Source organism: Dechloromonas hankyongensis, from assembly GCF_022012295.1.
GTDB lineage: Bacteria > Pseudomonadota > Gammaproteobacteria > Burkholderiales > Rhodocyclaceae > Azonexus > Azonexus hankyongensis.
In genome coordinates this window covers 76,833-97,724 of sequence record NZ_JAKLTN010000004.1, presented here as the reverse complement: position 1 = coordinate 97,724, position 20,892 = coordinate 76,833, and the positions used below count along the sequence as shown (strand labels likewise).

Here is a 20,892-nt window from a genome sequence, read left to right as displayed (position 1 = left end):
GGCGGCTTCCTACACACGCGGCGGCAACATCCGACAGGCACCGCCTGCCGGCTTTGCTACGCTTGGCATATGCATGAAGAAACCGGGACCTTCGAGGAACAAGTCGCGCAGATCGCCGATCGCGGGCTGGCCAACGCCGACTGCGTCGCCTTGCGCCTGGTCGCCGACCGCCTGTGGCGCTCGCGCCACATTCCGGATCTGCGCCAGGTGCCGCCCGAACTGCGGGCGGATGCCGGTTATCTGATCGAACGCCTGACCCGATTCAACAATCTCGACCAGGGGCGGGAGATCGAAATCCTCGCCGCGCTGGCCCCCTGGCAGGACGAGAGCGAGCACCAGTCGCCGGCTTCTTGCCGCGACCCCCTGGCCCAGGAATGGGGCGCCAGCAGCGCCCTGAGCAGCCGGCAACTGATCGCCCTGTGGCCCTGAGCGGCCGGTAATACCGTTCGTTCAAGGTGATCCGCCGTTCCTGCGAAAGCGGGAACCGGGAAATTCACGACATACTGGATTCCCGCTTTTGCGGGAATGGCGTTTCGCTGAACGCTGGAGTTTCCTCAGTGGCCGGCGATCCTGAACAAGCCGCGCAGCCGTGGGCGTCCGGCCGCCGCATTGCCCGCATCCCGCTTTCGGGTGGCGAGGTGGGCGGCGGCGAACAGCAGGAAGAGCCCCGAGAACACCCAGGCCATCGCCGACCAGTCCAGCGCATGTGGCCGCACGCAGAGTTCGGCGGTGCACAGGCTGGGCAGCACCCATTTGAAGATCATGAAGATCGCCTCGGCGAGCAGCAGGTAGACGTGCCAGGGCAGGTTGAGCGCGGGGTGGAGGACGGGTGTTTTTCCTGGGGTGCGGGACATGGTGGAAGCGGCACTTTCCGGCGAATGGATTGATCGGTCGTGGGTGGGGGCCGCCCGCTGTCGGAAGGGGCGCAAGCCAAGGGGCCAGTGTAGGAATTCGGCGCCGCCGAATCTGTCATCGATTGGCGGAAGCGCTGTCGGAAGGTGCGTCGATTTGCGTGGCATATTTCCTACATGCCTGGCGCATGGCGAGGCCGCGAAAAACCTATTGCCCGGCTCAGTGGCGCGGCAGCTTGCCCTGGAGCAGGTCGTCTACACGTTCCTGCAGGGAAATCAGGCCGATGCGGTCGATGATTTCCATGGCGAAGGCGCGGGTCAGCAAGGCGCGCGCCGAGATATCGCCGATGCCGCGCGAGCGCAGGTAGAAGAGTTGATCCTCGTCGAGCGGTCCGACCGTGGCGTCCTGCCGGCAGCGGATGTCGTCGGTCCAGATTTCGAGCTGCGGCTTGGTGTCGATTTCGGCGTCGTCGGACAGCAGCAGGTTGTGGTTGGCCTGCACGGCGTCGCTGCCGCGGGCATCGGGCTGCACCACCAGGCGGCCGTTGAAGACGCCGCGTGCCGCGTCGCCGAGCACGCCCTTGTAGTATTCCCGGCTGGTGCAGCCGGGCTTCAAATGATCGATGCGCGTGTGGTGATCGACATGCTGGCGGCCATTGGCCAGGTAGAGACCATCCAGGCTGCAGCTGGCGCCGTCGCCCTGGAGCTTGACGCCGATGCCGACGCGCGCCAGGCGGGCGCCGAAGGCCAGCGAAGTCGACGTGAAATGGCTGCCCTCGCCCTGGGCGATGTCCACGGTGGCGATATGGAAGGCGCTGGCGTTTTCCTGTTGCAGCTTGTGATGGGCGAGGGTGGCGCCCGGACCGAGCACGATGTCGGTCACCGCGTTGGTGAAATAGCCGTCGTCGTGGATGGCGACATGGTGTTCGACGATACTGGCCGAGCTGTCGGCGGCGGCGACCACCAGGTTGCGCGGCTGGATGGCGAGATTGGCTTCGGTGGCGATGTAGAGCAGCTGGATCGGCGCCTTCAGCACGCAGCCCCGGGGCAGCTGGATATAGGCGCCGTCGCCCATGAAGGCGAGATTGAGATCGGCAAAGGCGGACGTGGCGTTGCCGAGCAGCAGCGATGTGTCGAGGCGCCCCGGGTACTCCTCCAGCATGTAGGCCAGGCCGCTCAGCACGACGCCGGTGCGCAGCCGGCCGACCCGGCACAGGCCGGGTTCGAGGGTGCCGTTGACGAAGACCAGCAGGTGGGCGTCGGGCAGGGCATGGCTGGCGACCCGGGCGGCCAGCGGGTCGGGGCAGGGGCCGGGCAGGACGTTGAAGCGGCTGTTCTCGATGGCCGCCACGTCGGTGTATTTCCAATCCTCGTCGTGCGAGGTGGGGAAGCCAATGCAGGCGAAGCGTTCGATGGCCGACTCGCGGGCCTGGTGCAGCCAGCCCAACTGGTGGCCGGGCAGGACCTGGGCGACGCGCGCGAAGGCATCGAAATAGCCGTTGGCGGTGACCGGCTGGCGCGGCCTCACGGGCGGACCTGCAAGGCTTCGGGGGAATCGGTGGCGGACTCGTAGCCGCTGCCTTCCAGTTCGCTCACCAGTTCCCGGCCGCCGGAGCGGATGATGCGCCCGTCGGCCAGGACATGGACCCGGTCCGGCACCACGTAATGCAGCAGGCGCGGGTCGCGGGCGAACAGGACGATGGCCCGCTGCGGGCTGCGCACGGTGTTGATGCCGTGGGCCACCGTTTTCATCGCGTCGCCATCGAGGCCGGCTGCGCTGTCGTCGAGCAGGGCGAGGGTCGGTTCGAGCATCAGCATCTGCAGGATCTCGTTGCGCTTCTTGTCGCCGTCGGCGAGGCCGGCATTGAGCGGACGATAGAGCTGGCTCTCGTTGATGCCCAGCAATTTGAGCTTGCCGCGGATGGCGGTCAGGAAATCGACGGCGTCGAGTTCCGGCTCGCCGCGCCGGCGGCGCAGGGCGTTCAGCGCGGCGCGCAGAAAATAGACATGGGCGACGCCAGGAATTTCGACCGGATGCTGGAAAGCGAGGAAAATGCCGCGCGCCGTCCTTTCTTCCACCGCCAGGGCGAGCAGATCGGCGTCCCGGTAGCGTGCTGCGCCGCCGGTCACGGCGTGGTCGTCGCGCCCGGCCAGCACATGGGCCAGCGTACTCTTGCCCGAGCCCTCGGGACCCACGACGGCGTGCACCTCGCCGGCCCCGACCGCGAGGTCGAGGCCCTTGAGGACGGCCCGGCCGTCGATACTGACCTGCAGATTGCGGATGGCCAGCATGCGCCTGCCCTTTCAGTCGATGCCGCCGGCCAGGCCGGCCGCGAGCAGCTTCTGCGCCTCAATGGCGAATTCCATCGGCAGTTCCTGCAAGACTTCCTTGCAGAAACCGTTGACGATCATCGCCAGCACATCGTCGGTAGACAGGCCCCGGCTCCGGCAATAGAACAGCTGGTCCGCGCCGATGCGCGCCGCGCTGGCCTCGTGCTCGACGCGGGCCGAAGGGTGCCTGACCTCGATGTAGGGGAAGGTATGGGCCGCGCACTGGTCGCCGAGCAGCAGCGAATGGCATTGCGTGCGGTTGCGGGCGCCGATCGCGCTTTTCGCCACCTTGACCAGCCCGCGGTAGGCATTGTGGCCGTTACCGGCCGCGATGCCCTTGGCGACGATGCTGCTGCGGGTATTCCTGCCCAGGTGGATCATCTTGGCGCCGCCATCGACCTGCTGGTCGTGGTTGGTCAGCGTCACGGCGCGGAATTCGCCGCGCGTATGGTCGCCCCTGAGGACCACGCTCGGGTATTTCCAGGTGATCGCCGAACCGGTATCGACCTGGGTCCACGAAATCCGCGAACGGTCACCGCGGCATTCGCCGCGCTGCGTCACGAAGTTGTAGATGCCGCCCTGGCCGTTGCCGTCGCCGCGGTAGCCGTTCTGCACCGTGGCGTAGCGGATGCGGGCGTTTTCCAAGGCGACCAGCTCGACCACCCCGGCATGCAGCCGGTTCCCGTCGCCCGGCGCCGCGCTGTTTTCGAGGTAGCTGACGGTGCTGTCCCGGTCGGCGACGATCAGGGTGCGCTCGAAATGGCCGGCATGCACGGCATGGCTGCGGAAATGGGCGGACAGCTCGATCGGACAGCACACGCCGGGCGGGATGTAACAGAAGGATCCGTCGGCGAATACCGCCGCATTCAGACTGGCGAAAAAGTTGTCGGTCGGCGGCACGACCGAGCCGAGGTACTGGCGGACCAGTGCCGGGTGCTCGCGTACCGCTTCCGGCAGGGAACAGAGAATGATGCCCAGTTTGGCGAGCTGGGCCTTGAAGGCAGCCGCCGAGTAGCGGCCCAGCACCGCATCGAGCGCGATGCCTGGGGGCAGTTCGCCTTCCGGCGGCGGCGCGTCGGCCGCGGCCACGCCGGCCGGCTCTTCCCGGGACTCCGGGTCATAGCGGATCGCCTGGTAGTCGATGGGCGGATGATGGAGGGTCGACCACGCCGGCTCGGCCATGCTCAGCCAGTGGCGATAGGCCTGCAGCCGCCAGTCGAGCATGAAGTCCGGCTCGTCGTTGCCGGCCGATATCCGGCGGATGACCGCTTCGTTCAGCCCCTGGGGCACGGCCGGATGGCTAGCCCAGCCAGGCTGGCCGTTTCGGTTGATCGATTCGTCGCACTTTGCCGTTTCGGCGGCCATCGATTTCTCCTTCCGGCCTGCGGATCGTGTAGGACCAACTGCCTGCGTCATCGTTCAGGCCGGGCGCTCAGGGCGGCAGCAGGAAAGCAGCGAGCGGGCCGGCGAGGGATTCGACGACGCCGGATTCGGGCGGGTGGGCAGGCGGCGGCTGGTCGGCGATGGAGTTGGCGATTCCGGCGCCGATGCCGACCCCGATTCCCGCGCCCGCGGCGGGCAGTATCCCGGACTCCGCGCTGAAGCAGTTTTTCAGGCGGCGCATGGCGAGGCCGCCGAAGCCGCGCAGGCTGGCCCGGAAGACGTAGGCTTCCCAGACCTCCTGGATTTCCGGATTCCAGCGACCGACGGCCCACTCCGGCGCGGTGACCAGGCTCAGGTGACGGATGCCCGGCTCGGCGCAGCAGTATTCGATGGTCTTGAGCAGCAACTGGCTGCCCGGCGCCTCGGCATGCCAGGTTTCGTCATAGGCGATCTTCTGGATGGACAGCGTATGGCCGGCAAGCAGGCAGAACTGCGCGGCGATGGCGACGCCGTCGACCTTGAGCAGGGCGATCAGGCAGGCGTCGGCCGCCGCGAAGCGGGTCTTCAGTTCGCCGTAGAAACCCCGCAGATGCGGGTGCAGGCTGATGGCGGTGGCCCGGCCGGCAGCGCCTTTCCAGCCCGAAGCCTCGAGGCGCAGGAAGTCCTCGAAGGCGGCGTCCAGCTCGCTGCCGGCGCGGGCGAAGCTCAGGCTGACGGCCCCCCGGCGCGCCAGCAGCCGGCCCTGGCGGCGCAGGTTGCGCTTGAACTGGCCGCTGCACCGGGCCAGCGCCGTGGCGGGATCGGTGCAGCGGAAATACATGCTCTGCCCGGTGCGTTCGAGATGGGTACCGACCGGCGGCCCGGCCCGCAGGCTCCACAAGGCCGGCGAATCGTCGGGCAGGTTGGGCAGGTGCAGGGCGTCCCACGGCAGCTTGGTCTGCCGGCCGAGGATGGCGGCGACCTGCTGGAACAGGCCGCTACCCGAACATTCTGGCGCCAGCAGCGGTTCGCACAGGATGAGATGGGGATGGGTCGGCAATTCCCACAGCGCGAGCTGGATGCCGCCCACCGACCGACGCACGTGGCGCAAGGGAAAAATGGCCACCGTCTGGCCGTGGGCGAACAGGCTGACGTAGTGGATGGCATGGGCGTCGTTGGCCAGGTGCTGCAGGTAGGCCATGTGCCATTCGAAGGCGTGGATGAAGCGGGGGGGCACCGCACGTGCCGCCAGGGCCCGCCAGTGCGGCTCGAGAAATAGCAGTTCGGCGAGGCCCCGGCCGATCCGTCCTTCGAGTCGGCCCGCCCAGGACGCGCTGCGCCAGGCCGGCTGCCGGAGGTCATTGAGCAGGGCAGCGTCCCCGTGCGCTTCAAGACCACTCTTCATCGCCTTTCCCCCATATGCCGATGTCCTATGTGCCGCCCGGCGGGCGGGTAAGGTAAGCCTAGGCGAACTCTGTTGATATATGACAGATGGGCACATAGTCCGAACGGCATCGGATTTTTCCGGGCCGGAAAAGACGAAAGCCTCGAGCGGGGGAGGGCACGAGGCTTTCGAGGCGGCGGAATCCCGAGGGAGAGAAGGACTGCCGCCCAAGCTGACGGGGGACATCAGCCATGAGCCACGATAAAGAGACGCATTCACCAACTCAAGTAACGGATTGCAACAGAATGTGCCGACATGTTCGCGGCCCGTGGCTTGCATGTCGGCCCACTACCCGTCTCAGCCGAAGCGGCTGCTCGGATCGAACAGGCTGTCGGGCAGATCCATGCCGCGTTCGATGAGACGTTCGGCGAAGCGGGGCCACACGCCGGTGGCGCAGGAATAGCCGTGCACGCTGCCGTCCTGGCCGCTGGCGGTCATCTGGAAGCGGAATATTTCCTGGCAGACGATCTTGTCGTCGCGCATGCCGGTAACTTCCTGCAGGCTGAGCAGCTTGCGCTGCCCGTCGCTGAGGCGGGACAGGTGAACGATCACCGGCAGGGCCGCGGCGATCTGCCGGCGGGCGGCCTGCGGCGACAGGTCGTGGCCGGCCATGGCGATCATGTTGGTCAGCCGTTCCAGCGCTTCCTGCGGCGATTCGGCCTGGATGACGGCGAGCGAACCGGGCTGGCCGGCGCTCATCGCCTGCAGCAGGTCGAGGCTTTCGGCGCCCTGCAGTTCGCCCAGCACCAGGCGGTGCGGCCGCATGCGCAAGGCGTTGGCGAGCAGGGCGCGGGGCCCCACTTCGCCGTGGTCGGCACTGTCCGGGGCTCGGGTTTCCAGGCGCATGGCCAGGGGCTGGCTCAGGCGCAGCTCGCTGCCGCTTTCTATGGTGGCGATGCGTTCGGTTGGCGGAATGTAGCCGGCGAGCAGGTTGAGCAAGGTGGTCTTGCCGCTGTCGCGGGGGCCGCAGATCAGGATGTTGGCCTTGGCGCAGACCAGGCCTTCGAGCAGTAGCGCCACGTCGGGCGACAGGCTGCGGTAGCGTTCGACGAGCTGTTTCATTTGGAGCGGCGGCGCGCCGCGACGGATCGACAGCAGGGGGCCGTCGATCGCCACCGGCGGGACGATGGCATGGACCACCGAACCGTCGGCCAGGTGGGCTTCGGCCATCGGATTCTGCTCGTCGATACGGCGGCCGCTGCGGCCGACGATCTTGGCGACGATGTGCTGCAGATGCCGGGTGTCGGAAAAGGCGATGCCCGTCTCTTCGGCGCGGCCGTTGCGCTCGACGTGGATGGGCCGGCAGCCGTTGACCAGAATGGCGGAAACGCCGGGATCGGCGAGCAGCAGTTCGAGCGGGCCGAGGCCGAGCATTTCGTCCTGGATGTCGCGGATCAGCTGGCGGCGTTCCTTGTCGTTGATGACCAGCGATTCGTCGGCGACGATGCGTTCGACCAGCGCGGCGATCTCCATCCGGGCGCGGTCGGCGCCGACCGTATCGAGCGAGGTCGGATCGATGTGCTCCAAAATCTTGTGCCGGAGGTGGTTCCGGATGGCGTTCTCCGCCGCGCCGGGCGGCGGGGCGACGGTGGCGGGAGGAGGCGGTTCGGGATGTCGGGTTTGCCGGTCGTGCACAAGCATGGTGATATCTCCTGGAGCTGGTTTGAATCGGTGTCTGTCTGTGCCGGGGCCGCAATTCATGCGCTGTGCCTGCCGGTAAGAATGTCCTGGGCGAATTCGAGCAATTCCTCGGAGCTGGGCTCACCCCAGGTCTCCTGGGCCAGCCAGCGGAAAAAGGCGGTCTGCGCCAGGCGGGTCGCCTTGCTGTCGAGGCGCAGCGCGGGAACGCCCTGGCCGGTGTTGTAGCGCTCGGCGAGGTCGATCTGCTCGTCGGCGCTCAGTTCGCGGAAGTAATGCTCGGCCTGGTTGAGTTGCCGCGCGGCGTAGGCTTCCTTGATGTCGATCGGGCGCGCCGTGCCGGGCGCCGCTGCCGTGGGCTGGCTCTTGTCGTTGGCCGCGCCGTCGTCGCCGTAACGATGGTTCAGGGCCTGGCGGAAATAGGCGGCCGGCTTGGCCAGGCGCAGCAGATTGGCGTCCGCCATGCGCCGCCGGGTGTAGTCCAGCGCTTCCCGGCAGCGCTCCGGCGTATGCGTGGCGAGCAGGCGGCGGGTTTCCGACTGGGGCACGCCGAGGGCGACGATGTCGAGCAGGATTTCCTTCTGGCTGTCATCGGGCAGCGCCGTCGCCGGGCTGGCCTTGCGGTCGACGTCGAAACGGATGGTGGATACCCGTTTGCCGATCTTTTCCTCGATCAGCGCGATGGTGTGGTTCGATTCCGAATTGATCTCGGCCACCGCCGGATTGACCACCTTGGACTTGAAATACTTGTATTCGAGATAGGTCGAGTTTTCCGGCGTGTCGCCGAGCACGATGTCGCGGAAAGCCCGCCATTCGACTTCGGCCGTCTTGCCGATGCGCTCGAAGCGCACGCAAAACTCCCAGATGGCCAGCGACGAGGCGCGCCGGAAGCGGCGCACGACGTTCATGTCGATCATCGCGTAGATCTCGGGGTTGATCATGTACTCCCGCATCTGCGAGCTGATCTGGTAGCGCACCGCATCGTTGCGGATTTCGATTTCGGGGAACAGCACCGAGGCCTTCCATTGCACGCGCTTGTCGGCCGGTGCGATGACGTCCCATTCGAAAACGACGTGCATCAGGGCTTCGGCCGATTCTTTCAGGTACTGGCGGTTGTTGGAGTCGAAGCCGATGTTGGCGGCCAGCTTCTTGATGCCCAGTTCCCACCAGCCGTCGGCGTTCGGCTGCGTTTCCATGGCGTGCTTGAGCCAGGCGTTGCCGATCTTGCGGTGGAGCAGGCTGAGCGGCGACTTGGGCTTGCTATGCACTACCTGGACGGCCTTCCGGAAGGCGTCCGGCGTCTCGCGGGTGGCGAACAGCGAGAGTTGTCCTTCGGGTACGAAGCGTTGTTTTGGCATCTGCTGTGGGGTTGGGGTTGGCGGATGAAAGCTGCCAAGCCTGGGCGCCTGTTTGTGACCTTTATGAATCCACTTTCTGTTTTACACAGCTTTAGCGGGGGCAAACGGCCGCCGGGACGAGGCTTGGCGGGTTTTCAGGTGGCTGCTTATGGGCTTTGGGGTGGCTCTCCGTGGGGCTTGGGGTGGCTGGATATGGTTTTGAGGTCGCCGTTCGTGAGGGCTGGGGTGCTGGAATATGGTGCTTCAGGTGACGTTTTGTGGGACGAGGAGACCTTGGGCATTTCAGGTTGCCGGTTATGGGACGAAAAAGCGGTTTATGTCGCCAGATTGGGTTAAAAAGCCGGAAAAACGGCCGAATCCGGCTCAAGCACCGGCCTTTTGGCGGTGCCGCTCCCATAAGCGGTGACGTATCCCGGTTGCCCGGCGTGCGCCTCCGGCCACGGGGAGCCGGAAGGCTATTCTCGGTATTCCAGGGGAATGAATCTGTCGGCCTGCCGGCCGAATCGCGTCGGATTTCCGGACGAGGCCGGAGAGCGTTTTCCTACGGGGCGGAGCGGCCGCGGGGGCCGCTCGCCGGTTAGGGCGTGCAGACGCCCTAGAAGCGCAAGGTGACCGAAACGCCGGCCAGGTTGTCGTGGTAGGTCAGGCGGTCGATATTGCTCGAGCGTTGCTCGCGGGTCAGGTGGGCGCCGACGTCGACGGTCGGCAGCGGACGCCAGGACAGGTTGAGCTGGGCGGTGCGTACGTTGTCCTCGCGGGTCTGGGCCGTCGGCTGGACCGGTCCGCGGAAGTCGCGCCGGCCGGCATCCAGCCTGAGACGCAAGGTAGTCTTGTCGCTGATCAGCCAGCCCGGGGTCAGGCTGATGTAATCGTAGGAGTAGTAACTGCTGCTGGCGTTCTGGTAGGAAAACAGATCGCGGCCGGCGGCCAGCGTGAACTGCAGCTTGCCGGTCGGTTGCCACAGATAGCTCAGGCGGCCGACCGCGCCGGAGTAGTCGCGCTGCTCGTAGTGCTTGTGCTCGCGGTCGAGGTAGCCGATCCGGCCGTCCAGCGTGGAATGGCCGGTGACGCGCCACTGGCCGCGCAGTTCGGTTTCGCTCTGATCGTAGCGGGTGTCGAGCAGGGTGCCGTTGCCCAGGGTCCGGTCGCTGTATTCGCCGCGCGATTCGCGCTGCACCAGGGTCAGCGAGTTGTCGGCCGCGCTGACGTACTTGACGCCGGCTTCGACACTGTCCTGGACGTAGTTGCCGACTTCGGTGAAGCCGCCGCTGTTGTTCACGCGGCTCTGGATGACGCCGCCCACCAGGTGCCAGGCACCGCCTGCCGCCCAGTCCACCGTGGCGCGGCGGACTTCGCTGACCTGCACGTTGCGGCGGTTCTGGTTGGTGAAATCGGCGAAATTGCTCGGCAGTTCGGCACGGTCGGCATAGAAGGTGCCGGTCAGGCTGGGCGTCAGTGACCACAGCCAGGCACCGCGGTAGTCGACGGCCGTGAAGCTCAGGAAGTCGTATTCCTGGTACTGGTAGCGCGTTCCGGTGACGTCCAGCTGGAAGCGCTGCAGCGAGTAGCTTTTGTCGATGTTGACCCCGGCGAAGGCGGTGTAGATGAAGTCGGAGCGCGAGGTCTTGCCGGCGATCGGGACCGGCCGCCCGGAAGACAGGCGAAACAGGTTGTCGTCGTAGGTGACGGAAGTGCCGGCGACGAAATTGACGGCATCCTCGGGGCCGGCCCACACGCTGCCCGGGGCGGCGCAGGCGATGAGCAGGGCGGCGGCGATCCGGGCTGGGGAGCGCTGTGCCGAAAATGCCATATTGATGTTACGTCTTATTCTCATATTTCACCGCGGTGTATTGAAAGGGAGTAAAAGCGGCCAGCAAATAAATCGAAAGCGGATGGCGCAACTTTATTATTATCAATAATAACATCAAGTTATTTATGGTGCGATGTCGGCCGCGTAAGGCTAATTATGTCCGTGATATTTCCCGTTGCGAATATGCATATTAGATTTAATGACTGAATTATTTTTGTAGGAATATTCTGTCAGCTATAAGCATGTGTTCTGACGTTGAATAGGCATTTGGCTGATAGATTTGGCATAGCCCCTTCAAGATAATGACGTTGTCGGCCGTAATGCTTTGATTTTGTGGGTCGCCGGCAAACTGCAAAATATTTTTATGCCAGACGCCAGATTACCGCGGCCGCACGATGCGGCAGTGAGTTCGAAATTCTTTTGGAGGAAACCGAAATGTTGCAATTTGAACAATTGAACGCCATGTCCGAAACCAGCCGCAACGCCACCCGTCATTTGGCCCAGGCCACGCTCGAAGGCCAGGAGAGAATGCTCCGGGTCAATATTGATGCCATGGAGGAATTCATCAAGGCTGGTGGCGAACAGATCAAGGAGACCTGTGCCGACATGACCCTGCTCGATTCGACCAAGGTTTGGCCGCAGGTCGTCATGAGCAATATCCAGCGCAGCACGGCGCTCAATCTGAGCCTGATCGAAATCACCCGGCGCATGCAGCTGGGCCTGACTTGTGCCGTCGAGGAAAACCTGCGCGCCCTGCGTGACGGCACCCTGGAGGCGGTCGAGGTCTATACCGCCGTGGCCAAGAACCTGCCGGCGCCGGCCGATGGCGGCGGTCGTTCGCTGAAGCAGGCGGCCTAAGGCTGCAGGCAGGCATCGTTCGTCTGACGAACAGCTTCGATGAACAAGGAAATCATGAAATTTCCGGGAAGCACTCTTGCGTCTCGGTCGTCGGCAGCGAGCCGGCGATCGATGACGGAAGGGATAGGTGTCGTACTGTCCGCTTCGCTCTCGGCGTGCTGTCTTCCGGAGTCCGGGGCAAGTTCGGTGCTGGCCAGATTCATGCAGACAAGCGCGCATTCCTTGGGATTGCCGACCTTCGTCTGACGTTGTCCTGCACCGGTTGCGAGCATTCATTTGTGAAAAAATTGTCAACAATGGCAAAATATCGGTGCAGATGATAGACGAAATGAGTAACATTTGGGCATACGACGGAGGGATACCAATGCATGAATGTTGGTCCGGTCGCTTACCCGCATATGTTCCACGGAAAAACCATGCTAAAAATACTCCTTGCAGATGATCACGCAGTAGTCCGGGGGGGAATCCGGAAATTTCTGGAAGGGACCAGCGACGTCGAGCTGGTTGCCGAAGTCGCTACCGGCGAGGAAACGCTCGCCGAAGTCCGAAAAAGCGAGTGGGATGTTCTGCTGCTCGATATCTCACTGCCCGACCTGAACGGTCTGGAAGTCCTGAAGCGGGTCAAGCGCGAGCGTCCGTCGCTGCCGGTCCTGGTCTTCAGCATGTATTCCGAAGACGATTTCGCGGTGCCGGCCTTCGATGCCGGCGCGGCCGGCTACCTCAGCAAGGACAGCCCGCCGGCGCAGATCCTGACCGCCATCCAGACGGTGGCCAGCGGCGTTTCCTACGTCAGTCCGACGCTGACCCAGCGGCTGCTCGACGGTACCCTGTCGGGCGGCAAGCGGCATCTGTACGAATCGCTGTCGCGCCGGGAAATGGAAGTCCTGCTGATGCTGAGCAAGGGCGTTTCGCTGACCAAGATCGGCGAACAGCTGCATCTCAGCGTCAAGACCGTCAGCACCTATCGCAGCCGGGTCCTGGAAAAGCTCAATCTGGTCTCCAACGCCGACCTGACCCGCTACGTCATGCAGTACAAGCTCGGCTGACCGCCGATCCGGACCGGCCGCCCGGCCGGTTCCGCCACGCCCTGCGGGGCGCTCCCCTATCGGAAAAAACCGGCGCATCTCGTTGATGTTTCCGGCACAGGTCGGACGCTGCACCGACAGATGCCAGCGGGCTAAATTCCGACAATACGTTCATTGGCAGTTCCCCTGAACGCATGTTCCGGCCGCACAGGGCTGCGCCGGCATCGCGTCGGGATCAACGGAGCAGAACTCAATGAATCAGTTGGCTGACGTTATCGACGACCGGGTCCGCAATGGCGAGAACGATACGGGGGTTGTCGAGCAGGCAAAACAGGAATGGGAATCTGCGGTCGACCTGCTGCCGCAGGTGATTTGCCTGCTCGATTCCAGCGGCCGGATTCTGCGCATCAACCGCACGGCGGAGGCGTGGAACCTGGGCAAGGCCCAGGCGGCGCGTGGCATGAATCTGCACCAGTTGCTGCACCCGACCTGCAGCGATGACGATTGCACGCTGCGGGCCTTTTGGCTGCAGGCCCGGACGCATCTGCAGAGCGGCGGGCAGTTGGCCTACCGGGCCGAGGACCCGGCCCTGCGCCGCCATATCGAGATCGTCGCTCGCAGCTACCGCCAGCCCATCGGCCGCTGGCGGCTGCGCCGCCGGGTCTTCGCAGTGGTCCAGATCGGCGATGTGAGCGGGGCGAAACGGCGGGAAAACCGCTTGCGCGAACAATGCGCCGAACTGCGCCGGCAGGTCGAGCTGGGCCAGGCGCAGCTTCGCCAGGCCCGCGAACTGACGGCGCAATTGCTCGATGCGCAGGAGCAGGAACGCAAGCGCATCGCCGCCGGATTCCACGACGGCATCGGCCAGACCCTGAGCATCATCCGCCTCAATCTCGACGATGCCTGCCGCGACCTGGTCGAGGCCAGCGCGACGCGGAACCTGCTCGAGCAGCTGAGCGGCAAGATGAAGGGGGCCATCGACGAAGTGCGGCAGATCACCATGGATCTGCGCCCGTCTACCCTCGACGACCTGGGCATCCTGGCCACTCTCAACTGGTTCGCCCGCGAGTTTCGCGCCACCTACCGCCACATCACGGTCGACCTGGAAATCGGCGCCGGCGAGGCGGACATCCCGGAACGCCTGAAGGCGGTGATCTACCGTATCGTCCAGGACGCCCTGCACAACATCGCCCGCCACGGCTGCCGGGCGGCGGTCTGCGTCCGCCTCGGCCTCTTCGGGCGCACGCTGGAACTGGCCATCGAGGATTCGGGACCGGCCGGCGGTGCCGGGCAGGCGCCGGCCAATGCCGAGACTGGGCAGGATTTAGGCTTGATCAGCATTCGCGACCGCGCCCACTTTTCCGGCGGCGACTACCGGGTCATGTCCTGGGCCGGCCACGGCACCCTGATCCGCGTCCGCTGGCCGCTCGACTGAGGCGGAAGGCCGTGTTGAAATGGACCTTGCGATGAACAAAAAGTACCGCCTGCTGATCGCCGATGACCACGCCCTGCTACGTGCCGGCCTGCGCGCCTTGCTGACCCAGGAGCCGGACCTCGAGGTGGTCGGCGAAGCGGACAACGGCCGGGAGGTGGTCGGTATTGCCGGCACGGCGAGTCCCGATCTGGTGCTGATGGACATCACCATGCCCGGCACCAACGGCATCGAAGCCATCGCCAATCTGAAGCGGCGTTACCCGGCCATCCGCGTGCTGGTGCTAACCATCCACAATACCCACGAGTACATCCAGGAAAGCCTGAGCGCCGGGGCCGACGGCTACATCCTCAAGGGCGCCAGCCAGGACGAGCTGCGCCTGGCGGTGCGCACCGTGCTGCAGGGCAAGGTTTATCTCAGTCCCGACATTTCAGAATGCATCGTCAGCGGCTACCTGGGCGGCGGCAAGAGTGCCGTGCCGACAACGGCGTGGAACAAGCTGACGCAGCGCGAGCGCGAGGTGCTCAAACTGATCGCCGAGGGCAATTCGAGCAAACTCATTGCCGAGTATCTGTATCTCAGTGTGAAGACCGTCGACAAGCACCGCTCGAACCTGATGAACAAACTCGACATCCACAACGCTTCCCGGCTGACCGGCTTCGCCATCAAGCAGGGGCTTCTTGCAGGCTTCGGCAGGGAATGAGCCACGCCCGATCCGGTGTGGCCCAGACCGCACCCCGCAGCCCACGCGACAACCAATTGTTGGCGACGCTGCCGACGCCTGATTTCGAGCGCCTGCTGCCCAGCCTGGAACTGGTCTGGCTGCCGCTCGGCAAGGTCCTGCACGAAGCCGGCGACCGCCTGCAACACGTCTATTTCCCGACTTCGGCCATCGTCTCGCTGCTCTACGTCGTCGAAAGCGGCGGCTCGGCCGAGGTGGCGGTGATCGGCAACGACGGCATGGTCGGTATCGCGCTGCTCATGGGCGGCGAATCCATGCCCAACCGTGCCGTGGTGCTCAGTGCGGGTTACGCCTACCGCCTCAATCGGCCAGTATTCACCGACGAATTCCGGCGCAGCGGCGGCCGGCGCTGCGGTGCCTTCAACCAGGTGTTGCTGCGCTATACCCAGGCCCTGCTGACGCAGATGGCGCAGACCGCTGTCTGCAACCGCCATCATTCGGTCAGCCAGCAGTTGTGCCGCTGGCTGCTGCTCAACGTCGACCGCTCGCTGTCCAACGAGCTGACGATGACCCAGGAGCTGATCGCCAACATGCTCGGTGTGCGCCGCGAAGGGATCACCGAAGCGGCGAGGAAGCTGCAGATGGCCGGCATCATCCGCTACAACCGCGGGCACATCGTTGTCCTCGACCGGGCCGCGCTGGAGCGGCGGGCCTGTGAATGCTATGGCGTGGTGCGCCGGGAGTACGACCGCCTGCTGCCGCAGACCGTCCTGCAGGCCGCCTAGGACGTGCCCTTGGCCTCGTGCTCCGGGGCGTGCCGGCCTTCGGGGACGACGACGCAGTTCTTGCCCTGGTGCTTGGCCTGGTAGCAGCCGGCATCGCCGCGCCGGATGAAGGCGGTGAGCTTCTCGTAGGGACGATAGTGGGTGACGCCGATGCTCGCCGTGCTGTGCGTCGTCAGGTCAGGGCGCGGCTTCAGGCGGACGGCAGCGAAGGTGGCGCGCAGGCGCTCGGCGACCAGGCGGGCGCTTTCGACATCGGTGTCGGGCATGATTACGGCGAATTCCTCGCCGCCGATGCGGAAACCGTTGTCGCCCAGGCGCAGGCAGTTGCGGATGACGTCGGCCAGCTGCTTGAGCACCTCGTCGCCTTCAAGATGGCCGTAGGTGTCGTTGTATTTCTTGAAATTGTCGACGTCGAGCATCATCAGCGACAACGGATGGCTGTAGCGGATGGCGCGGCCGATCTCGCTCTTCAGCTGCTTGTAGAAATGGCGGGAATTGAACAGGCCGGTCAGGTTGTCGGTGATGCTCAGGTGGCGATAGTGGGCTTCGCTCTGCTTGAGTACCGTCTCGGTCTGATGGCGGACCGTGAAATCCTGCAGCGTCTCGATGGTGCCGATCACCCGGCCGACCGCATCGTGCAGGGGCGCCGCGGTGAAGTAGATCCAGGCACCGCTGGCCCCGAGCCGGGGAAAGAAGTCCTCGGCCTCGTAGGCGCCGTCGATCAGCTTGGACTTGTGGAACTTTCCGGCGTAGTAGCGCCGCAACTCGTGTTCGCGGGCCCCGTCGAGAATGAGATCGGCCATCACCGGCCGCGCCTCGGGGTAGAAGGGCCGCCACGGCTCGCGGGTACCCAGCATCCGGCTGGCCGGCATGCCGGTGAGCGTTTCGCAGGCCTTGTTCCAGTGCGTGATGACGTGGCGCTGGTCGAGCACGAATGCCGGGATCGTACTGCCTTCGACGATCTGCTGCAGGCGGGCGAATTCGTCGGGTGTCGGAATTGGCCGGCCGGCCGGCACCGGGGCCCGGCCGATCTCGTCGAGCAGGGTCCGCACTTCCTGGCTGTCGGGGCTCAAGCGCAGGGAGCGCGGAACTTCGCCGGGCGGCCGGGCCTGCCCGGGGTCGAGCAGGCTGGCCGAGACTTCGGGGCAGAAATAGATCTGGTTCTGGCACACGCTGCGGATGGCGTTCTGCAACTCTTCCGTCGCCTCGCTCTTGGTGACGTAGCCGCGGGCGCCGGCGTTGAGCATTTCCAGTACGTAATGGCGATCCGGGTAGGCGGTCAGGCCGATGACTTTGGCCTCGGGCTGGCTGGCGAGCAGACGGCGGGTGGTCTCGATGCCGTCGAGTCCCGGCATCATGACATCCATGCAGACAACGTCCGGATGGTGTTGGTGGGCGCTTTCGAGCAGTGCGTTGCCGTCGCCGACGGCATCGACCACGCTCAGTTCCGGATCGAGGTCGAGGATGTGGCGCAGGGATTCCCGGAAAATGCGGTGATCGTCCGCGATCAGGACGCGCAGCGGCATCGGCGTCAGTCCACGAGCGCCGGGCGACAGCCGGGTGCAGTCCCGGAGGCGGGTTTCGATGATACGGTGCACGACATCCTGGTCTCTCCCACGCCGCATCGGGATCGGCGCGCAACAAGCGCCCCTGCGGGGCATGCTGGATATTATGAGGAGAGTGTCGGCAAGCGTCTGCCGGTTGCCCGGCCGGGACGGGCCGGAAAGCAGGAAACACCGGGCCGGCCTTGTCCGGCAGGTTGCGGAGGGCTAGCTGGAGGTCAGGCCGACGCGGATGGCGTACTTGGTCAGGTCGGCGACATTGTGCAGATTGAGCTTGCGCATGATGTTGCGGCGATGGACCTCGACGGTGGACGGGGCCATTTGCAGATGGCCGGCGATTTGCGCCGACGTGTGCCCCTCGGCGACCAGTTGCAGCACCTGCCGCTCGCGCGGACCGAGCCGGTCGGCCTGGCCGGCGCTGTCGCCCAGCTCGGGCTGGACGCGGCTGATCGCCGTGGTGGCGTCGGGGCACAGGTATTTCTGCTCCTGGAGCACGGTGGCGATGGCTTGCAGCAGCTGGTCGCCGGCCGCCGCCTTGGTCACGTAGCCGGAGGCGCCGGCATTGAGCATTTCCAGGATGTAGCGCTGATCGGAAAAAGCCGACAGGCCGATTATCTTGATGTCCGGACAGGCGGCACGCAGGCGGCGCGTCGTTTCGATGCCGTTCATGCCCGGCATGCTGATGTCCATGCAGACGACGTCAGGTGACAAGCTCTGGGCCAGGGGCATGACCTGCAGACCGTCGCCGGTTTCGGCCACGACGCGGATCGACGGTTCCTTTTCCAGCATGACGCGCAGGGCTTCGCGAAACAGTTGGTGGTCGTCGGCGAGCAGAACGCGTACCTTCATGCCGGCGCACCCCTTGACCCGGCGACAGCCGGATGGGGTAGCCCGGAAAAGCGCAGCGGATGGGTTGAATCTCGGTTTTCGATCATGGCGGCGGGCAGCACCCAGGGGCGGGAAAGGTATTTTTCCCCAGAAGGCGCAAAAAACAAAATGCTGCTTTGTAAATCCATGTAAATCGCCGCTTCGTGCATGCATCCGGTCCCGCCGTCGACAATACCAGACAAGCCGTCCCCGGCCGCTAGATTTCGACCCGGATCAGGGTGCCCTGCGCCGGAGACGATTCGATGGTGAAGCTGCCGCCGGCGAATTCGGTCATTTCCCGCATGTTGAGCATGCCCAGGCCGACGCTGTGGCCGTTGCGTCCCAGTGTGTCGGGGTCGAAGCCGTTGCCGTCGTCGCGGATGGTGAGGACGACCTTTTCCTTCTTGTTTTTCAGCGCAACGTCGACGGCGGTCGCATCCGCATGTTTGGCGATGTTGGTCAGCGCCTCCTGGGCGATGCGGAAGAGCAGGGTTTCGTGCTCGGGTGTCGGCCGCGTCAGCAGCTTGCTGGCAAAGCGCGCCGACGTCCCGGTGCGTTTGGAAAACTGGTGCAGATAACTTTCCAGGGTCGGCTGCAGCCCGGCGTAATCGAGCAGCGGCGGCCGCAGGTCGGCACTGATTTCGCGGATGCTGGCCGTGGTGTCGTCGACCAGCGCCCGGATGTCTTCCAGGCGTTCGACCAGTTCCGGCGACAGGTCAGTAGACCCGGGCATGGCGAGCACGCTGAGGTTGAGGCCGATGGCCGCCAGGTTCGGGCTGGTGCGGTCGTGCAGCAGGGCCGACAGCCGCCGGCGTTCCTCCTCCTGCATGTTGACCAGGCGTCGCGACAGCTGGGCCAGGCGGCGCAGGTAGGTTTCGCGTTCGGACTCTGTCTTCTCGCGCTCGGTCATGTTGTAGGCGGTCGACCGGCTCATCAGGAAATGGCCGCTCTCGCTACGGATGGCCGTGGCATTGAGGAGGACGGGCAGCAGGCTGCCGTCCTTGCAGATCAGTTTCTGCTCGAGGTCGCGCGTTTCGCCGCCGGCTATCAGGTTGTCGAAGGCCTTGCGGAAGCTGGCCACCGACTCGGGCGGCAACAGGTCGAAAATCTTCATCCGGCCGATGACGTCCTCACGCGAATAGCCCAGCCAATGCAGCCCGGTCTGGTTGATGCGCTGGAAGGTGCCGCCCTTGTCCAGGGAGTGGTAGCCGACCGGTGCGTTCTGGTACAGATCCTCGTATTCGCGCGCCGACTGGGCCAGGCGGCTGGCCATCTTGCCGAGCCGGGCTTCGATCAGCTTGTGCTCGGTGATGTCCTGCAGCGTGCCATGCAGGCTGACGGTGCGCCCCGCCTCGTTGCGCACGGGGACGATCACCATGGCGTGGAAGGCAGTGCGCTCGCCCGGCAGATGCAGTTCCAGTTCGAGCTGCACGCGTTCGCCGGTGATGATCGCCTGGCGGATGCCCTGCTGGGCGACACGCGCCGAGTCGACCGTGAAATAGCGGTTGTACATTTCCTCGGGCGAGCCCGGCCCGAAGGCCGGATTGCGCTCGAACAGCCGGTAGATCTGCGGCGACCACGTCGGCCGGCCGGTTTCGAGGTCAATTTCCCAGTGGCCCAGCTTGGCGGTTTCTTCCGCCTTGAGTAGTTGTTCTTCGCGCTGCTTCAGGGCCTTCTGAGCCTCCTGCCTGGCGGTCTGCTCGGCGAAATGGTGCATGGCGAAGGACAGGGCGTTGGCGATCTCGCCGAGCAGGCATTCGGCATCGCGGCTGAAGGTGTTGGGGCGCTTGCTGTACACGCTGAGCACGCCAAACGGCTGCCCGTTGCAGCTGATCGGCAGGGCCACCGCACCAGCGATGCCGAGCTGTGCGGCGTGGGGTTGCCAGGCGGGATTGCTGGTCAGGTCGTCGCAGATCACGGCCCGTTGTTCGAGGAAGGCAGTGGCCGCCGGGCAGCGCTGGTCATCCTGATCGGGGCCGATGTCGATCTCGAATTGATCGAGCTGTTCCGCGCCCTCGCCCCAGCGATGGGTGATGTGGATCAGACCGCTTTCGCGGTCGGCGGCCCCGATCCAGGCCAGCTTGAAGCCACCGTTTTCGACGCAGGCCTGGCAGCCGCCGGTGAACACCTCGTCGAGACTGTTGCCGTGGGCGATGGCATGGTTGACGTTGGCCAGGGTGATGGAGAGCAGGGAGAGCTGCGCGATGTGGGCCTGCTGAGCCCGGCGCTCGGTGATGTCGCGCACGATGCGGTGGATCTGCAATTCGCCGTCGATGTCGATGACCACTTCGCTGATTTCGACGGGAAACACGCTGCCGTCCTTGCGCCGGTGGTGATCTTCGTAGAGCAGCGGCCCGCCGTCCTCGCCGGCGGCTGACGGCAGACTGAGCATGGCCCGCGCCGCGGGCGAACGCAGCCGGTCATCGGTCATGGCCAGCATTTCTTCGGGACGGTAGCCGTAGATGATCTGGCAGCGCTTGTTCACGTCAATGATGCGGCGCCGGGCGTCGCTGATGATGATGCAGTCGTTGGCGTGCTTGACCAGGATTTCATAGCGCTTGGCCAGGGCCAGTCTGCTGACCTGGTAGCGATGGTCGTTGATCCGCTTGAGGTAGTGCAGGGCGATTACCCCGATGCCGGCCATGACCAGCAGGTACGGGACGACGGTGGTGGCGCTGGTCAGCATTGCCGGCGGTGAACGGACTGCGGCGCCGACCCCGGCAGGACCTGGCACGGAGCATGGCGCAAGAGCGGACCCGGGGACAGGAGAAGCGATGCCGGGTTGTCGAGTGCTGCCAAAGCTGTTTCTCCAAAAGGGGGTGCCATCCATGGGTCGGTGAGCAGATGGGCGCCGCGCTGGGGGGCCAGTGTATGCGGCCGTCACTGC

General features: G+C 65.1%; 19 protein-coding genes. 7 read left to right on the top strand and 12 right to left on the bottom strand.

The features are described 5' to 3' along the window. The first annotated feature begins 69 nt into the window (after positions 1-69). Positions 70-429 carry a hypothetical protein gene (locus LZ012_RS16925; RefSeq protein WP_275712076.1) on the top strand — a complete coding sequence of 120 codons (360 nt, stop codon included), beginning with the start codon at positions 70-72 and terminating at the stop codon, positions 427-429. Between the two features lie 125 nt (positions 430-554). Here LZ012_RS16925 and LZ012_RS16920 read toward each other — a convergent pair whose 3' ends face one another. The 7 genes from LZ012_RS16920 to LZ012_RS16890 form a co-directional block, all read right to left on the bottom strand. After that, positions 555-854 carry a hypothetical protein gene (locus tag LZ012_RS16920; protein WP_275712075.1) on the bottom strand — a complete coding sequence of 100 codons (300 nt, stop codon included), beginning with the start codon at positions 852-854 and terminating at the stop codon, positions 555-557. Between the two features lie 217 nt (positions 855-1,071). Beyond that, positions 1,072-2,379 (bottom strand): Fe-S cluster assembly protein SufD, encoded by a 1,308-nt coding sequence (gene sufD, locus LZ012_RS16915; protein WP_275712074.1) that lies wholly within the window; start codon positions 2,377-2,379, stop codon positions 1,072-1,074. Further along, positions 2,376-3,143: a Fe-S cluster assembly ATPase SufC gene (gene sufC, locus LZ012_RS16910; protein WP_275712073.1), complete on the bottom strand. Its 768-nt coding sequence runs from the start codon at positions 3,141-3,143 to the stop codon at positions 2,376-2,378. Before sufC ends, sufD begins: the two co-directional genes overlap by 4 nt. 12 nt (positions 3,144-3,155) lie before the next feature. After that, positions 3,156-4,547, bottom strand: coding sequence for a Fe-S cluster assembly protein SufB (sufB, locus tag LZ012_RS16905; RefSeq protein WP_275712072.1), 1,392 nt, complete (start codon positions 4,545-4,547; stop codon positions 3,156-3,158). 67 nt (positions 4,548-4,614) lie between these two features. Continuing rightward, positions 4,615-5,949, bottom strand: coding sequence for a GNAT family N-acetyltransferase (locus tag LZ012_RS16900; RefSeq protein WP_275712071.1), 1,335 nt, complete (start codon positions 5,947-5,949; stop codon positions 4,615-4,617). A gap of 336 nt (positions 5,950-6,285) precedes the next feature. After that, the gene (locus tag LZ012_RS16895) at positions 6,286-7,629 is read right to left on the bottom strand and encodes a TadA family conjugal transfer-associated ATPase (RefSeq protein ID WP_275712069.1); all 1,344 of its coding nucleotides are present in this window, start codon (positions 7,627-7,629) and stop codon (positions 6,286-6,288) included. A 56-nt stretch (positions 7,630-7,685) separates the two neighbouring features. After that, positions 7,686-8,984 carry a replication initiation protein gene (locus tag LZ012_RS16890; protein ID WP_275712068.1) on the bottom strand — a complete coding sequence of 433 codons (1,299 nt, stop codon included), beginning with the start codon at positions 8,982-8,984 and terminating at the stop codon, positions 7,686-7,688. A 24-nt stretch (positions 8,985-9,008) separates the two neighbouring features. Between LZ012_RS16890 and LZ012_RS16885 the strand changes: the two genes are divergently transcribed. Then, positions 9,009-9,320 (top strand): hypothetical protein, encoded by a 312-nt coding sequence (locus LZ012_RS16885; RefSeq protein ID WP_275712067.1) that lies wholly within the window; start codon positions 9,009-9,011, stop codon positions 9,318-9,320. 259 nt (positions 9,321-9,579) lie between these two features. Here LZ012_RS16885 and epsL read toward each other — a convergent pair whose 3' ends face one another. Beyond that, complete coding sequence (epsL, locus tag LZ012_RS16880) at positions 9,580-10,794, bottom strand: XrtB/PEP-CTERM-associated polysaccharide biosynthesis outer membrane protein EpsL (protein ID WP_275712066.1); 1,215 nt, start codon at positions 10,792-10,794, stop codon at positions 9,580-9,582. A 435-nt stretch (positions 10,795-11,229) separates the two neighbouring features. Between epsL and LZ012_RS16875 the strand changes: the two genes are divergently transcribed. The 5 genes from LZ012_RS16875 (at position 11,230) to LZ012_RS16855 (ending at position 15,576) form a co-directional block, all read left to right on the top strand. Continuing rightward, positions 11,230-11,652, top strand: coding sequence for a hypothetical protein (locus tag LZ012_RS16875; protein ID WP_275712065.1), 423 nt, complete (start codon positions 11,230-11,232; stop codon positions 11,650-11,652). Between the two features lie 416 nt (positions 11,653-12,068). Continuing rightward, positions 12,069-12,698: a response regulator gene (locus LZ012_RS16870; RefSeq protein ID WP_275712064.1), complete on the top strand. Its 630-nt coding sequence runs from the start codon at positions 12,069-12,071 to the stop codon at positions 12,696-12,698. Positions 12,699-12,930: 232 nt separating this feature from the next. Next, the gene (locus LZ012_RS16865) at positions 12,931-14,112 is read left to right on the top strand and encodes a PAS domain-containing sensor histidine kinase (protein ID WP_275712063.1); all 1,182 of its coding nucleotides are present in this window, start codon (positions 12,931-12,933) and stop codon (positions 14,110-14,112) included. A 31-nt stretch (positions 14,113-14,143) separates the two neighbouring features. After that, entirely contained in the window at positions 14,144-14,812 is a 669-nt protein-coding gene (locus tag LZ012_RS16860; protein WP_275712062.1) for a response regulator, read from the top strand. Beyond that, positions 14,809-15,576, top strand: a complete 768-nt coding sequence (locus LZ012_RS16855) for a Crp/Fnr family transcriptional regulator (protein ID WP_275712061.1) — start codon at positions 14,809-14,811, stop codon at positions 15,574-15,576. Before LZ012_RS16860 ends, LZ012_RS16855 begins: the two co-directional genes overlap by 4 nt. Here LZ012_RS16855 and LZ012_RS16850 read toward each other — a convergent pair. The 4 genes from LZ012_RS16850 to LZ012_RS16835 all read right to left on the bottom strand — a co-directional run bounded on the left by LZ012_RS16850 (position 15,573) and on the right by LZ012_RS16835 (position 20,739). Continuing rightward, the gene (locus tag LZ012_RS16850; RefSeq protein ID WP_275712060.1) at positions 15,573-17,174 is read right to left on the bottom strand and encodes a diguanylate cyclase; all 1,602 of its coding nucleotides are present in this window, start codon (positions 17,172-17,174) and stop codon (positions 15,573-15,575) included. The two genes, LZ012_RS16855 and LZ012_RS16850, sit on opposite strands and share 4 nt — an antisense overlap. A 171-nt stretch (positions 17,175-17,345) precedes the next feature. Further along, positions 17,346-17,987: a response regulator gene (locus LZ012_RS16845; RefSeq protein WP_275712059.1), complete on the bottom strand. Its 642-nt coding sequence runs from the start codon at positions 17,985-17,987 to the stop codon at positions 17,346-17,348. Beyond that, on the bottom strand, positions 17,984-18,208 hold the full coding sequence (locus LZ012_RS16840) for a hypothetical protein (protein WP_275712058.1): 225 nt from the start codon (positions 18,206-18,208) through the stop codon (positions 17,984-17,986). The genes LZ012_RS16845 and LZ012_RS16840 overlap by 4 nt, the downstream gene beginning before the upstream one ends. A 14-nt stretch (positions 18,209-18,222) precedes the next feature. Next, complete coding sequence (locus LZ012_RS16835) at positions 18,223-20,739, bottom strand: PAS domain S-box protein (RefSeq protein WP_275712057.1); 2,517 nt, start codon at positions 20,737-20,739, stop codon at positions 18,223-18,225. Between the last annotated feature and the right edge of the window lie 153 nt (positions 20,740-20,892).

Excerpts from the sequence above, each read along its gene's own strand:
- LZ012_RS16925 (WP_275712076.1), top strand. The coding sequence starts at position 70 with ATGCATGAAGAAACCGGGACCTTCGAGGAACAAGTCGCGCAGATCGCC.
- LZ012_RS16920 (WP_275712075.1), bottom strand. The coding sequence starts at position 854 with ATGTCCCGCACCCCAGGAAAAACACCCGTCCTCCACCCCGCGCTCAAC.
- sufC (WP_275712073.1), bottom strand. The coding sequence starts at position 3,143 with ATGCTGGCCATCCGCAATCTGCAGGTCAGTATCGACGGCCGGGCCGTC.
- sufB (WP_275712072.1), bottom strand. The coding sequence starts at position 4,547 with ATGGCCGCCGAAACGGCAAAGTGCGACGAATCGATCAACCGAAACGGC.
- LZ012_RS16900 (WP_275712071.1), bottom strand. The coding sequence starts at position 5,949 with ATGAAGAGTGGTCTTGAAGCGCACGGGGACGCTGCCCTGCTCAATGAC.
- LZ012_RS16895 (WP_275712069.1), bottom strand. The coding sequence starts at position 7,629 with ATGCTTGTGCACGACCGGCAAACCCGACATCCCGAACCGCCTCCTCCC.
- LZ012_RS16890 (WP_275712068.1), bottom strand. The coding sequence starts at position 8,984 with ATGCCAAAACAACGCTTCGTACCCGAAGGACAACTCTCGCTGTTCGCC.
- LZ012_RS16885 (WP_275712067.1), top strand. The coding sequence starts at position 9,009 with ATGAAAGCTGCCAAGCCTGGGCGCCTGTTTGTGACCTTTATGAATCCA.
- epsL (WP_275712066.1), bottom strand. The coding sequence starts at position 10,794 with ATGGCATTTTCGGCACAGCGCTCCCCAGCCCGGATCGCCGCCGCCCTG.
- LZ012_RS16875 (WP_275712065.1), top strand. The coding sequence starts at position 11,230 with ATGTTGCAATTTGAACAATTGAACGCCATGTCCGAAACCAGCCGCAAC.
- LZ012_RS16870 (WP_275712064.1), top strand. The coding sequence starts at position 12,069 with ATGCTAAAAATACTCCTTGCAGATGATCACGCAGTAGTCCGGGGGGGA.
- LZ012_RS16865 (WP_275712063.1), top strand. The coding sequence starts at position 12,931 with ATGAATCAGTTGGCTGACGTTATCGACGACCGGGTCCGCAATGGCGAG.
- LZ012_RS16860 (WP_275712062.1), top strand. The coding sequence starts at position 14,144 with ATGAACAAAAAGTACCGCCTGCTGATCGCCGATGACCACGCCCTGCTA.
- LZ012_RS16855 (WP_275712061.1), top strand. The coding sequence starts at position 14,809 with ATGAGCCACGCCCGATCCGGTGTGGCCCAGACCGCACCCCGCAGCCCA.
- LZ012_RS16845 (WP_275712059.1), bottom strand. The coding sequence starts at position 17,987 with ATGAAGGTACGCGTTCTGCTCGCCGACGACCACCAACTGTTTCGCGAA.